Source organism: Niallia sp. 03133 (assembly GCF_052663225.1).
This window is the reverse complement of record NZ_JBQTCY010000005.1, coordinates 19,603-33,703: the sequence shown is the minus strand read 5'-3', so window position 1 is coordinate 33,703 and position 14,101 is coordinate 19,603. Positions and strand designations below refer to the sequence as shown.

The 14,101-nt window shown below is 34.5% G+C and carries 10 protein-coding genes; 6 read left to right on the top strand and 4 right to left on the bottom strand.

Annotated elements, in window-relative coordinates:
• Window positions 1-210: 210 nt before the first annotated feature.
• The 4 genes from ACTYBU_RS08415 to ACTYBU_RS08400 form a co-directional block, all read right to left on the bottom strand.
• On the bottom strand, window positions 211-3,039 hold the full coding sequence (locus ACTYBU_RS08415) for a DEAD/DEAH box helicase (protein ID WP_445488840.1): 2,829 nt from the start codon (window positions 3,037-3,039) through the stop codon (window positions 211-213).
• The gene (locus tag ACTYBU_RS08410; protein ID WP_445488838.1) at window positions 3,026-4,642 is read right to left on the bottom strand and encodes an SWIM zinc finger family protein; all 1,617 of its coding nucleotides are present in this window, start codon (window positions 4,640-4,642) and stop codon (window positions 3,026-3,028) included. The genes ACTYBU_RS08415 and ACTYBU_RS08410 overlap by 14 nt, the downstream gene beginning before the upstream one ends.
• 611 nt (window positions 4,643-5,253) lie before the next feature.
• Window positions 5,254-6,366 carry a LysM peptidoglycan-binding domain-containing protein gene (locus tag ACTYBU_RS08405; RefSeq protein WP_445488836.1) on the bottom strand — a complete coding sequence of 371 codons (1,113 nt, stop codon included), beginning with the start codon at window positions 6,364-6,366 and terminating at the stop codon, window positions 5,254-5,256.
• A gap of 270 nt (window positions 6,367-6,636) precedes the next feature.
• Window positions 6,637-7,509: a helix-turn-helix domain-containing protein gene (locus tag ACTYBU_RS08400; RefSeq protein WP_445488835.1), complete on the bottom strand. Its 873-nt coding sequence runs from the start codon at window positions 7,507-7,509 to the stop codon at window positions 6,637-6,639.
• 906 nt (window positions 7,510-8,415) lie between these two features.
• Between ACTYBU_RS08400 and ACTYBU_RS08395 the strand changes: the two genes are divergently transcribed.
• From ACTYBU_RS08395 to ACTYBU_RS08370, 6 genes are all read left to right on the top strand, one after another.
• Window positions 8,416-9,204: a two-component system sensor histidine kinase NtrB gene (locus tag ACTYBU_RS08395; RefSeq protein ID WP_445488834.1), complete on the top strand. Its 789-nt coding sequence runs from the start codon at window positions 8,416-8,418 to the stop codon at window positions 9,202-9,204.
• A gap of 217 nt (window positions 9,205-9,421) precedes the next feature.
• Window positions 9,422-10,681, top strand: coding sequence for a hypothetical protein (locus ACTYBU_RS08390; RefSeq protein WP_445488832.1), 1,260 nt, complete (start codon window positions 9,422-9,424; stop codon window positions 10,679-10,681).
• A gap of 12 nt (window positions 10,682-10,693) precedes the next feature.
• Window positions 10,694-11,284 carry an accessory gene regulator B family protein gene (locus ACTYBU_RS08385; protein ID WP_445488830.1) on the top strand — a complete coding sequence of 197 codons (591 nt, stop codon included), beginning with the start codon at window positions 10,694-10,696 and terminating at the stop codon, window positions 11,282-11,284.
• Window positions 11,274-11,390, top strand: a complete 117-nt coding sequence (locus tag ACTYBU_RS08380; protein ID WP_445489266.1) for an AgrD family cyclic lactone autoinducer peptide — start codon at window positions 11,274-11,276, stop codon at window positions 11,388-11,390. Before ACTYBU_RS08385 ends, ACTYBU_RS08380 begins: the two co-directional genes overlap by 11 nt.
• Window positions 11,391-11,624: 234 nt before the next feature.
• Complete coding sequence (dcuS, locus tag ACTYBU_RS08375; RefSeq protein ID WP_445488828.1) at window positions 11,625-13,268, top strand: DcuS/MalK family sensor histidine kinase; 1,644 nt, start codon at window positions 11,625-11,627, stop codon at window positions 13,266-13,268.
• Between the two features lie 101 nt (window positions 13,269-13,369).
• Window positions 13,370-14,074: a response regulator gene (locus tag ACTYBU_RS08370; RefSeq protein WP_445488826.1), complete on the top strand. Its 705-nt coding sequence runs from the start codon at window positions 13,370-13,372 to the stop codon at window positions 14,072-14,074.
• The last annotated feature ends 27 nt before the right edge of the window (window positions 14,075-14,101 follow it).

Genomic DNA, 14,101 nt, shown 5'->3' with positions numbered 1-14,101 from the left:
TGTTGACCGTTCCTTTCATTATACCGAAATAAAAAGGAAGGAGAAACTTTAGGAAAAAATCGTTTGGTTTATAATAGGATGTCCTTCTGGCAACAATAAAAAGAGAAAAAGAGGAGGGGGAGCTTATGGATGAAAATCAAAAACCAAATTTATAAAAAACTGCCGCCAAACTTATAGTACAGAACCTTTGGCGGCAGTTTTCATTCTTATTTAAGATAATGAAACTAAATCTTTTAATTCATCTGTTGATAGCTCTGTGACCCAGTTTTCATTTTGGATAATCTGTTCATTTAAGGATTGTTTCTTTTCAAGCATCGCATCAATCTTTTCTTCTAGGGTGCCTGTGCAAATCATTTTATGCACATGAACAAACTTTGTTTGTCCAATTCGGTATGCACGGTCTGTTGCCTGGTTCTCAACAGCAGGATTCCACCATCGATCATAATGAATAACGTGGTTCGCCGCTGTTAAGTTTAAGCCGGTTCCACCTGCTTTTAATGAAAGAAGGAAGATTGGGAACTCATTTGCCTGAAATTGCTGAATCAATTTATCTCTTGTCTGCTTTGGAACACTCCCATTTAAAAACGGAACGTCAATGTGAAATTTTTTCTTCATTACCTGCTGAATCATGATACCCATCTCAATATATTGGGTGAAAATTAAGCAGCTTTCTTTTCGGTTCATGATGGCATCCATTAATTCAGCCAGCTTTTCCATTTTAACGGAACGCTCTAAAAGATTATTTGGTTTTTCTTCTTTTAAATAGAGAGCAGGATGGTTGCATAATTGTTTTAACCTGCTTAGCATCTGCAAGACAAGCCCTTTTCGTTCAAAGCCGGTTAATTGCTCAATTTTTGCAAAGGTATCATGAATTAACTGTTCATACAAGGCAGCTTGTTCAGCAGTTAACGGACAGTATTCTTTTTGCTCCAGCTTATCCGGCAAGTTTAAAGCCACTTCTTCATCTTTTTTTGTTCTTCTTAATAAAAATGGCCGAATCATATTTTGCAGGCGCTGTATTTGATCTGTTTTATTTTCCTTTTCAATCGGTATTACAAATCGTTTTTGGAATTGTCCAAGGCTGCCCAAATAGCCATGGTTGGAAAAGTCAAAGATAGACCAAAGTTCATTTAAGCGATTTTCCATGGGTGTACCAGATAAGGCAATATAATGGCTTCCTTTTAATTTGCGGACAGCGCGGGATTGTTTTGTTTGCGCATTTTTTATGTTTTGCGCCTCATCAATGGAAACGGAGCTCCATGTGATTTGCTGAAATTGCTCTATATCAATATGAGATAAGCCATAAGAAGTCAAGACGACATCACTATCCTGCGCTTTTTGAAAAAACTCCTCGTTTTTCAGCCGATTCGATCCATAATGAAGATAAAGAGACAAGTTAGGAGCAAATCGTTCAATTTCCTTTTGCCAGTTTCCTAAAACAGATGTGGGACAAATGATAAGTGCCGGACTTTGTTTTGTTTTTTCCGCTTCTTTTACTTTCAACAAATAAGAGATAAGCTGAACCGTCTTTCCCAGCCCCATATCATCTGCAAGAACAGCACCGAATCCATATTTTCTTAAAAATAACAGCCAGCTCATCCCAAGGACTTGATATGGCCTTAATTCACCTAAAAAGCTAGTGGGGACCTCTTCCAGCGGGAGATTTTTTATTTCCTTTAGCTGATGAATCATGGTACGCCATTGTCTATTTAACTCAATTTGAATTTTGGCAAATGTTTTTGGGTTGTCTAAATCATCTTCCTGCTGTTCTTCTTGCTGCATAAGCTCTTGTTCAATCAAATCGCGTACATGAAGACCTTCTTGCTCCGCTTTCTTCATTAAATCCTGAATTTGGCGGATAAAGGCAGGGTCTAATTTAATCCAGCGTCCTCTTATAAAGACAAGGCGTCTTTTTTCTTCCACCATTTTATTAAATTCTTCTTCCGAAAGATTTACGCCATTCATGGAAAAGCGCCAATTGTAATCTAACATTGCCTGCAATCCTACAAAGGAAGGGCGATGGTTTGTATTGGATACTTTCGCTTTTACCTTCATGCTGGCACTTTTCATCGCCTGCCACCAGGACGGAAGCAATATATCAACCCCAAGGGCCAGCAATGTTTCACTTGCATCTGTTAGAAATGTCCATGCTTCCTCTTCTGTCAGCTGGTTTGTTATGCCTTTTTTTCCTTGAAGCCATGGGAAAAGTTCAATCCAGCGAGCTTGCTCTTCTGCAATAAAAGACTCAAATGGCTGCCACTTTTTTGGTAAGTTTCCAGGATCATGAACATTTGCTGTCAAATCAGGATTATCCTTTGCTTTTAAAAATAGGTCCAAATTCCAAGTGTTCGACATTTCTTCCGGTTCCACCAGCTTGATGCCAAGAGTAAAAGGACAAGGATTGTCTGATAACCCCATCCATTTCTGCCATGTTTCTTCTGTAAAATAGGCAGATAGTTTAGAAGAAGGGATATTAGTCTCGCGCAAGGCAATGATTTTTTGACGGAACTGTTGTTTTGTGTCTTCGTTTTCATCTAAATAATGATCTAACGATTGATGATACCAATTTTCTATAAAGTCTTGATTGCTTTTGCCTTCAAGCTCATCCTGCAGCATTTCTATCCAAAAAGATTCAGTAAACTCTTCTGATACTCTTTTTGGCAAGGCCCAACGAAAACGATCCTGTTCCCATTCTTTAAAATCCGGCATCCATTCTTTATTCACAATTGCCTCATAAAGACTTGGAGCTGCAGCTAAACAGACTTGTGCAGTCTCATTCCAATCCCATTCGATATAACGGTTAAATCGTTCGTTTGCGAATAAGGTAGAAAGCTGCCAGCCGTTTAAAAGAATTCCTTCAACTCCATCAATGGAAGCTTGCTGCAAAACGGTTCCGTAATAGCTTTCTTCATGGTATTGAAAGAGGAGGTTTTTCCAACGATCTGGATCTAAATAATCTTCATCCACTTTTCCTGTTAAAAAAAATCCTTTATCGTCATAATAATGAACATTTATTTTTAAATAATTAGTTTTCAGCATGTATCAACTTACCCTTCTTACATTCTTCCTGAAAGGCTCTTAATCGTTTTGTCCGTTCAAGTGTAATGGTGAGGAAACGGTCAAATTCTTTTTGTTTTTTTAATTTTTTGTATAAAGTGCGCAATTTTTTTAATTGGCGTACGGCAATACGATAGTGTTCCCTGGTTTTTAAATTAATATGTTCTTGAACGGAGCGATGGTAAAGGGACAACAGCAAACTTTGATCATATTGCTGCAGCATTTTAATTTGCAGTTTATCAAGCATATCGATGCCAAATCCCATATACGTATAAAGATCAATCCATTTATCGAGATATTCATTCTCATATAAAAAGTTCTCGTAGTGGCGAAAACTAAAAGGTAGTGTTTGCATATATGTTTTCTCTAGCAAATCATTTCGGTTTTTCGCCTCGCAGAACGGAGTGACTGACTTAATCGCCATAATACTAAATTCATGACAATAATCAAAATCATCATTCTCATAAGATAGATAGGTTTTTAATGGCTGGATGTATACATAAAGGTACTGCTCTAGACGATTCCATGCTTTACGGCTGTTAAAATAATCAATCCAATAAATCATATAAGGAACAATATCTATTTTTAATAATCGAATGATTTCAATAGCTTGTTTATCTTCCCTTAATAATATATGCAGATGGGCGGAGGCGACCTTTTCTGAAAAGGAACTTGCTTCTGTACCTTTCAATCGTGCTGATTCATTTTGCTGCCACTGTTTTTTCGTGAAGGTATTTGTCCAAAGCATGCGATAGATTTGAATGCACTCAAAAGTAATATCCGGATTAATGGCTAGGATATCATTGCACTCTTCTTTTAGGCTTTCTAAAAAAGAATCGAAATCAAAAGGCAGTGTAAAGTTAGCTAATCGATTGATATTTTCTTCCACGCCGTTTAATAAATCATGATAAATATGGCGATAATACCTATTTATTGTATCGATAGAATGGCGGCACTCTCTACTTAATAGCAGCATTTTTTTAAAGGTGTAAACATGGCCAATTAATAAATATAACAATTTCCATTCACTTTGGAAGGGAGCACTATTTTTTAGCTTGCGGATATAAAGATAATACATTTCCGCAATAGTATAAGCTTTATCACTGTTTTCGCCAATTAAAGCATCAAAGCTCTCATTAAAGCTTGTAATCCATTCGATATAATTCGTTTCATTTTTTTCTGAATCCTGCAATAAATCACTAGCTTTCATCAGCTGCAAATTTTTAAGCTCCAAAGCTTTCTTGACTGGTCTGCGCCATTCTGTCAGCCAGCTGGATATTTTACCAGTCTGTCCAAGCAAATAGAAAAAAAGCGCCAGCTGGTGACGGCAAAATCCATTGCCGGAACAAGTGCATGTGCTGTTCTGGATAAAGGTTAAATCAAGGACAACTTTTACTGGGGTAACATCTTGAACGATACCAGTTAGCGAGTTATTATCTATTTTTACCTGCGATACGAATCCCTGTCTGTAAAGGAGCAGCCCTTTTTCTACTATTTTTTGAACCGTTGGATTGTCAGCATCCAAAAGTCTTTTGAAATTTTCTGTACAAAAATTCAACGGCTCTAAATATTTTTCTAGAAACATCGTTCTTCTCCCTCCCGAAAATCACCAGAACCTTTATCAGAGGCACTACTGATCCAACTTAATTATATATAGCAGCTTTGGATTGATAAATAATACAGAGACTAAGTCAAACAGTATTTGTTAGTCTCCTTAAAATGGATAACCGTTATAAAATAGCTTGTAAAAAAAACCATTCTTTAATTATAACGTTTTTTCTATTGGGATGGTAGGGTCTGAAAGATGAAGGAGAGATGTGGAAAATAGGATGCCTTATCAGCTGGGTATTTTAACCAAAATTGAATAGAGAATTTCCACAGAATGTGGCAATCTTAGTTAGTGCTCTCTTTTAAGCGGAACTTTATCGGAGGTTCGATAATCCCCTGCCGATTTTCTTTCATCAGTAAGTGGAAGAAGATGCTTGTTGCTAGTTTAGAGTGGGGGTAAATAAAGGTTGCCACAAATGGGATGAAGATATGTGCATATACGTTTTTTCTCCATAAAAAAAAGGCAAGGTGCAGAATGATTGGATGGAATAGATGGAAATTCTGCTATACACGAATGTTTTACAATTTCTGAATCATTCCGCAGAAAGATTATATTTCCACGGAACAATTTGGTGTATTTGGAAGAAATTAGTAGAGTCGTTTAAAGCTTTCAAAATGGCTTTTATAATATGTATTATCCAAACTCGTAATGCGGACTCCAGATGAATCAGCATGAACAAAGGAATTGTTGCCAATATAGATGCCAAGATGGGAAATGCCTTCTTTGTATGTATTTTCAAAAAACACAAGGTCTCCAACTTTAGGGTAGTCAACATAATAGCTTCGATCATAGTATCCGTCTGCAGATAAACGGTTAAGAGGATGTCCAGCTTTGTTAAATACATAGTTGATAAAACCACTGCAATCAAATCCTGAAGGTGTAGTACCTCCCCAACTATAGGGTGTGCCGATTAATATTTGTGCTTCTGCAAGGACCGAATTTTCGAAAGAAACAGGTGCTTGATTCGTTGGATTTGATATAAAAGTTGGTTTATTTTCTTTTTGCGGCTCTTTATTTTCTGTATTTGCTACTGGGCTACTTCCAGTAGATGATACCTTTAATTGCTGACCTGGAAAAATAAGATCGGATTGAATGTTGTTTAGTTGCTTTAATTGAGATATGGAAAGTTTATATGCTGCCGCAATTTTACCTAATGTATCTCCGCTTTTAATTGTATAGGTAGATGTATTATTATTTGCGGCACTGGAATTACCTGAAGTGCTCGCTTTTTTAATCGTTTTATTGGTAGTATCCGAATTTGTGCTGGAAGAAGATGTAGATGGTTTGGAAACTACTAATACTTTTCCAGGAAAAATAAGATCAGAAGATAGGTTGTTCCATTGTTTTAATTCCGCTAAAGAAATAGAAAACTTGTTGGCAATCTTAAGCAGCGAATCTCCTGATACAATTTTATATGTTTTCGGTGAAGATGAAGTGCTTTTTGCTTTTTTTGAAGATGCTGCTGCTTTCTTTATCGTGTTGCTTGTACTGTTTGTCAGCGTTAACTTTTGATTAATAAAAATGGCATCAGATGTTAGCTTATTGGTTGATTTTATTTTTTGTACAGAAGTATTATATTTTTTTGCAATATAGCTTAAGGTATCTCCTTTTTTAACAATGTACGTACTAGCAGATGCAGTTGAAGTGAAAGCGGTTGAAATAACAGCTGCAGCAGCCAGCGTCGTGACCTTTTTCTTCATTTGTTACACTCACTCCCAATAAATAGTATTCTATGAAACTATCTTATCACATAGAGAAATTTGATAGTACTGGTTTATTAGAAGGAAAATGGTGTGAATAGGAAAAATAGGACAATGTACTTATTTATTGCTATCCTAGTATAGAGTTTGCTAGAGAAGAATAATAACTAGATAGATTGGCGATTGTATAGGTTTTCGGCAGAAATAGACTGTCTAAACAAATTTAACCAATAACTGGATATTGATTGTTGTCCAAAGACAGTCTAAAGATTAGCCATTCCATTTATCTATTTTATTTTGAATATAATCGGTATAGCGATTATCTTTTACCAGATGAAAAATCAAGAGAGCTTCTTTCATATAGTCTGAAGCAAGTTGAAATTGTTCTTGCAGCTCATAGTTATAACCTATATGATAGTGAAAATGTGCAAGAAGATAGAGATTGTCTTTTTCAATAGACCAATCGATTCCTTCTTTACAATAAGAGATGGAAGTGTCATATTGCTTTAAGTCGGTAAGTGATTTAGCTATATTAAAATAAAGTCTGCATTTAATTGTGTCGTCTTGCAAATAAGGAATATGGTTTAAGTGATCAAAAGCTTGATAATAAATTTTTAGGCTTTCTTCAATAAAACCTTCTTCATAATAAAAGATACCTTTACTTGTATAAATCTCAATTTCCTTTTCAGAATATACTTTATCAAAAGTTAATTGGATAGCCTCATCAATTAATTGGACTGCTTTTTGAAATTGATGATTTACTTCATATTCATAAATGGCTTTATGCCACAATAGAATTTGATAATGTTTTTTATTGCGTGTAAAGAGTGGGTTATTCTCTTCTGCTTCGACAATCTGTTTAATTGTGTTATAATCAGTACTTCTGCGGGCAGCTTTTAATTGCCTGCTTGTTTCCATCACATAATCCAGTCTTGGCGTTGTACCTATATCAAAGAAATAATTAACATCTATTCCTAAACGTTTAGAAATTAAATATAAAGTGGAGGATAACGGCAAAACTTCTCCTTTTTCAATTTTGCTGATTTGTGCCTGTGTACAAATATTGTGTGCTAATTCTTTTTGCGATAAGCCTATTTCTTTCCGCAATTCTTTTATTTTTTCACCAACAGCTGAAAAATCCAATTGATCACTTCCTATAAAATATTCCTAAAGTTATAATTATGAGTATTTTCGAGAAGAAAAGGGAGAAATTTAAGTGAAATTAGCATATAAACCGTTAAAATCAAGAATTCACCTATTTATATAATATGGTTTAATAGAATCTACCGCAATATATTAAGAATATTTTGCTATATAAAGAAGCGCCCACCTACGCCTTCTTTATATTAATAGCAAAATAATACTTAATTGAGCAGTTTAATAGTAAACATTGTTTCTATTAAACCCCATTTTATCTGTTTTACGAGTAGTCCTTTTATCTCCAATTTTCTGCCGTTTTCTTAAAAAGAGAGCGGTCTTTTTTTGTCCTTCAATAAAGTGAACCTTATCATCAGTGGGGGGGTTCTTCATCCCCCACCTAGCTTCCTCGATTTCTCAGCATCTCCGAGGTGGGGGTCTTACTGCCCGTTAAGAGTGGGATAAATCCCAAAAGCAGAAGCGAAGAAGTTTTACTTTTTGTTATACGTTAGGTTACTATTTAAGAACAGAAGTAATCTTAATAGTAGCTTTTTTTACAATTTTCCGTTCAATAAAGAAAATTATTCTCAGGCTGTCAATAAACGTTTGCTAGTTTTTCGCCGTACTCAGATTCCCATTGCTGTTAAACAGAGGATGTACGACTAAGTACGCAATCAGGGAAAATCGACTAATTACGCCGCGGCCTTATGTCTTCGTCGATTAACTTGCATCCTACAAGTCTAGATCAGCCTGAAGTTTCTGTAATTATTGCTTTTTCTATCATCTACTATTCCACTTTTTTTACTTTAAAAAGTAAAACATGGAGGGATAAAGATAAAGGGAAGAGAATAATTAGGGACATCCTTAATTTTTGACTATTAGATGAATTCAATAGGAGTGCAAGATTTCATTATGATACGTGTATTTAGCCGAAAATGGTCCAAAAGAAAAAAGAAAATACAAGAGAATCCAAGGTCAACATACATTCCAGAACATCAACAGTTATCTAGCGATAAATTTGATTCTGAAATCGGAAAGATGGCGGCTTTTTTTGCTCATGAAATTAGAAATCCTCTCACAACTATTATTGGTTTTACACAATATTTAGAAAAGGAAGCAAAAACAAAGTCGGAAACAAATATTGCACATTACTCCTCGATTATTCGTGAGGAAGCCAATAGAATTGAATTGCTGATACAAGAGTTGCTTTCCTTATCTAAATCTCACTTGCATTATGACAATTTAACTATTATTGACGTAAAGCACAGCATTGAAAAAATTGCAACTATTTATTCTCTTCAATTTGAAAAGAAAAATATAAAAATAAACACTAATATTGCAAACTCACTGTATATATCCGGCAATACAAACCGTTTTGAAAGGTTATTAATTAATCTAATAAAAAATGCAGGAGAAGCAATTGAAAAAGATGGAGATATTACAATTGAAGCTGCAAAAGAGAATAAAATAGTATTCATATCCATTAAAGATAGTGGTCCCGGGATATCTCCAAAGCAATTAGAAGATATATTCTACCCTTTTTATACTACAAAAGATGAGGGAACAGGTTTAGGGCTGCCGATATGCAAGACTATTGTAGAAACGCTAAATGGTCAATTAGAGATTAGAAGTGAGCTGAACGAAGGGGTGCATGTCAAAATATTGATCCCTGAAAGCAAGCATACTTCTTTCGATACATAAAACTACCGTCTCTAGTCACAATCATTAAAAGGGAAAAGTCACAAGTTTCAAAACCTAATAAAGGTGGCGCGAGCGGAGCCACTTTATCCTTCTTAATAAGGATAAAAAACAAAATACGGAACAGATCGCCAGTTTATTTCTATTTAAGATGGCGCAGCACCGCCCCCTTTTCCAAACAAAAGTATTTGTTTTAGAGCAGTTAGGAGATCGATTGTTTATGAGCTATTTAATAACTTTTATAGTATCTCTAATAGAATGGGCTGGGTTAATTTCCTTTCCGCTTATTCTCCTTGGTTATAAATATAAAAATTATATAAAAATCATCTTAATTCAAGGCGCATTAATGAGCTTTACTTCTATTATTTTACGTGCAACTTCGCTGCCGATCCCGGTGATTGTAGGGCTGCAGATAATTATATTAATTTTTATTATTAAAGTTGGACTGAAGGCAAAAAATCTAGAAGCTATAGCATTAACAAGTATTGGATACGGCTTCTATTTGTTTTTGCAGCTTCTGATAATAGAATTGTTTACCAGTATCCTTCAGGGAAGTTATTTGCGGCTTTTTCATATGAGCAACTTTGCTGTGATCATTCCGATGATAACCATTTCCTTATTATTGATTTTTTGTTATATTTTGTATTACAATAAATTACAAATAGCAGAATTAAGATATCAACTAAAAGCAGATAATCTTGATAAAAAAATAAAAAGAATTATCCAGTTGTTATTTATCCTAACCTATATATTTATATGTGTAGGTGCGGCCGTAATGATGGTCGATCAACAAGTTAAATATTCGTTTGTACTATTAAGCATCATGGTATTGTTTGGAATGATGCTATGCTACTTAGTCTTGCATTCAAAACTTCAAATGAAACAAATATTAAATGCAAAAAAGTTTTATTTGGATCAAGAACAACAAGTAGCCACATTTGTCGAAAAATTAAAACAAGAGTACGTGATGCATTTTAGAGCAATTGAAAAATTAAATCGATCTGGCTCTTCTTCTATTATCACAGAGTACATTGATACACATCAACTGCAGCAAATAAATACAAATTGGAAGAAAATAGATTTTAGAGAAGGCATGGAAGGACTTGATCCGCTCTTATTTTCTTTTTTAATCAATAAAAGAAAATTAGCAGATTTACTGGGAGTAGAAATAGTAATTAAAACGCAAATAACTTCAAAGGAATTTACAAGTTTAAGCCAAATTAGAAATTTAAGCTTAATAATAGATGATTTAATTATTTCTCTTTTTCAGTCAGCTGCCAATGAACAGAAAGTGATTATGGTTCAGTTGGAAATAACCGATAAAAAATTTGAGTATTCAATCAGCGCAAATCTTTCTATCGACCCAAGCAATACAGAGTTAGGTTTATTTGATGCCATCATCATGTTAAAACAAAATAAGGCAACTGTTAATATTGTATTAAATCCGGTAAGTATTACTATTCTAATTCCTATTAAATAAGGGGTTGAAATAATGGTCGAGCGGTATGCAGTTGTTTTAGCTGGAAAAATAAAAAAATGGAACCCTGAAGATACAGCATCACAGGATGTGTTGGTTTTTGGCTTTACCATAGTTCTTAACTTATTTATTACAATGCTTTTATTAATTGCAGCAGGGTTTGTTGTAGGAAAACCTTTTACTATATTGGTATTAGGCATTTCCTTTATGATAATGCGTATCCTTACAGGCGGTCCACATCTTACCCATGCAATTGCATGCTCACTTTGCAGTACGCTTTTAATGGTATTTGGAACATTGCTTCCTACAAATAATTTTTTATTGATAATATACACCGTAGCTGCTTTTTATCTATTTGCACGTTACGCGCCGTATTACGAAAAGGATCAAGTTATACATTCGAAAAGCTGGGAACAGAAGAAAAAAAATCTTGCTTTAAGCTTTCTGTTCATTTTCAGTCTGCTTGCGATAATTTTTCATTTTCACTTCTTTCTTATAGGGGCTCTTCTTCAAGGTATCACCATCATCCCTTTATCGATTAAAGGGATACATCGATTAAATGATGTATTGAAGGGGGGTGGAAAATTTGAAGAAAATGACTGCTAAACATATTTCTAATGTAACTGCCTCATTATCAAAAATGTTTGTACAAGCATCCAGCCCGTTGATTCATATGCCAAAAATCCCAGCAAGTTTAAAAAAAGAAAAGTAAAAGGAATTAAACAATATGAATAGGAAATAGCGGCGAACCTTTATTGAAAGAAAATGGTTCGCTTTTTTTTTAGACAAAAGCACAAAAAAGGTACCGGTTCCTATATAATGAGAGTATAAAAATAACCTTTTTTTCTATAAAGTGAACTTCAATAGTGGGAGCTTACAGCCCGTAAAAATGGATAAAAATATCTGTTATAATGGATTTAAAAGACTGCTAGGAGAAGAAGAAATTATGAAGCGTAGATGGAGTTTATTTACTGCCATTATGACTTTAGTTAGTATTGTTGTCATTTTTTCTCTATTAATAACAGATATACAAGTAAATCGGTTAATAAGTGAAGATAAAAAGAATAGTCTAGCTGAAAAGGCATTGACGGTAGCGAGGCTTTCGGCAAATTCAGAACTAGTGAAAAATAGCTTGCAGTATAAAGAAAAAGATCGAAATGCTGTTCAACAATTTACAAAAGATATACAGATACAGAATGATATGTTGTTTGTTGTAGTGAAGGATATGAAGGGCATTCGTTTGACACATCCACATCCTGATAAAATTGGTAAACGTTCTCAAAGTCATAATGAAAAGAGAGCATGGAATGGACATGAAGAAATCCTAATAGCGGAAGGAACATTAGGCAGATCACTGAGAGCACTCGCTCCCGTTTTTGATGAAAAAGGCACTCAAATAGGGATTGTGTCTGTGGGGATATCCTTAGAACAAGTAAATACTGTTATCCAAAAAGAAAGAGGGCGTGTCCTTTATAGTACGATACTGGGATTACTGGCTGGAGTAATCGGAGCGTACATAGTTGCACGGTATATAAAAAAACGCATGTTTAATTTAGAACCCCAAGAGATAGCTAAATTACTTCAAGAAAGAAGCAGTATGCTCGACTCTGTTAAAGAAGGAATTATTGCAGTTGATCAAAATGAAAAGATTACATTGGTTAATAAATCTGCAATTAAGTATTTTAAAAGAGTAGGATTAGAGGCAAATCCCGTCGGATATTCGGTTCAAGACTTTATGCCCACAACGCGTTTGCATAAAGTCTTGAAAACTGGTGAAGCGGAAAATGATGTAGAGATGAAGATTAATGGAACCGTTATCGTTATTAACAGGGTTCCTATAATCGTAAAAGGTAAAATTGTTGGGGCGCTTTCGACTTTTAGGGATAAAACTGATTGGAAAATGTTGGCGGATCAATTATCCGGAGTAAAAACATATGCAGAAAGTTTACGTGCGCAGTCCCACGAGTTTCAAAATAGAATGCAGGTTATTATAGGGATGCTGCATATGAAATGTTATGAACAATTAAATGACTATGTAAACAAAGCAGTTAATCAGCAAAATGGTGAAATAGAATACATTACAAAAAATATAAAAGACCCTGTGTTAGCGGGATTGCTGCTGGGGAAATTAAGTTATTCCCGGGAAAAAGGAGCTATTTTTTCTACTCATATAGAGAACATTATACCTGAACTAAAAGAGGATTATTCATTTGAAGCGATTACCATTATCGGCAATTTAGTGGACAATGCATTTGATGCAGTTGAAAAAAGCGCTGTAAAAAAAATTGACTTGTATTTTCAATATGACAATCATAATAATTTTTATATAAAAATAAAAGATACGGGAATTGGAGTGAAAGAAGAAGACACGGAGAATATCTTTAAAAAAGGGTTTTCTACAAAAGGGAAAAATCGGGGATATGGCCTATTTTTAATAATGGAAAGCTTAAAAAAGCTAAATGGAGAAATGGAGATAGTAAGCAGACCTGGCAGTGGGACTGCTATTACGGCTAGTATTCCATCGAAAAGCGCAAGCTTGCTTTTCGATAGAAAGAGCGGAGGTCTGCACGATGTGGAATTACACGAATAAAGACTTAAGGCAATGGCAGTTTTGTTTTGTTCCTCCATTTGTCATTTACATGGAGACAAAATAAAACATTCTATGCTTTCTTAAAAAAAGGAGGGGAAAGGTTGATTTCAGTATTAATTGTTGAAGATGATCCGATGGTCGCGGAATTTAATAAACAGTTTCTTCATGAAGTACAAGGCTTTACATTGAGCGGTTTAGCAAGGAATGTGGAGGAAGCCCTTCAAATTTTGGAAACAGAGAATGTTGATCTTATTTTGTTGGATGTGTTTATGCCTGGAAAAAGTGGTTTAGAGTTCCTTTCCTACATACGCAAAGCAAAAGAGAACGTAGATGTGATTGTTATTACGGCTGCTTCTGATATAGAAAATATTCAGGCTGCCTTGCGATTAGGGGCTGTTGATTATATTATAAAACCATTTCAATTTCAGCGATTTAAAGAATCTCTAACCACTTACTTTGAAAAAGTAGAATTTATGAAAGAACAAAAACATGTTAGTCAAACAATTTTGGATGAACAAATATTAAAAAGAGAACAAAAGGAACATAGAATACAATTACCAAAGGGATTAACAAAAGAAACTTTGAAAATTGTCTGGAATATTATTAAAAAACATAGAGGGGAATTTACAACGGAAATTATTGCGGAAGAAACGAATATATCCAGAGTATCGATTCGGAAATATTTGAATTTTTTAACGGATCTAGGCATTGTAGATTTTCAATTAATCTATGGAGGCATTGGAAGGCCAGTCAATGTTTTTTATATTAACCAGCAAAAAACAAAGTTGATTAATCAATTTTTATAACTTTTTCTTCTTTTTTTGATGATAAAT

Excerpts from the sequence above, each read along its gene's own strand:
- dcuS (WP_445488828.1), top strand. The coding sequence starts at position 11,625 with ATGAAGCGTAGATGGAGTTTATTTACTGCCATTATGACTTTAGTTAGT.
- ACTYBU_RS08390 (WP_445488832.1), top strand. The coding sequence starts at position 9,422 with ATGAGCTATTTAATAACTTTTATAGTATCTCTAATAGAATGGGCTGGG.
- ACTYBU_RS08405 (WP_445488836.1), bottom strand. The coding sequence starts at position 6,366 with ATGAAGAAAAAGGTCACGACGCTGGCTGCTGCAGCTGTTATTTCAACC.
- ACTYBU_RS08385 (WP_445488830.1), top strand. The coding sequence starts at position 10,694 with ATGGTCGAGCGGTATGCAGTTGTTTTAGCTGGAAAAATAAAAAAATGG.
- ACTYBU_RS08410 (WP_445488838.1), bottom strand. The coding sequence starts at position 4,642 with ATGTTTCTAGAAAAATATTTAGAGCCGTTGAATTTTTGTACAGAAAAT.
- ACTYBU_RS08380 (WP_445489266.1), top strand. The coding sequence starts at position 11,274 with ATGACTGCTAAACATATTTCTAATGTAACTGCCTCATTATCAAAAATG.
- ACTYBU_RS08395 (WP_445488834.1), top strand. The coding sequence starts at position 8,416 with ATGATACGTGTATTTAGCCGAAAATGGTCCAAAAGAAAAAAGAAAATA.
- ACTYBU_RS08415 (WP_445488840.1), bottom strand. The coding sequence starts at position 3,039 with ATGCTGAAAACTAATTATTTAAAAATAAATGTTCATTATTATGACGAT.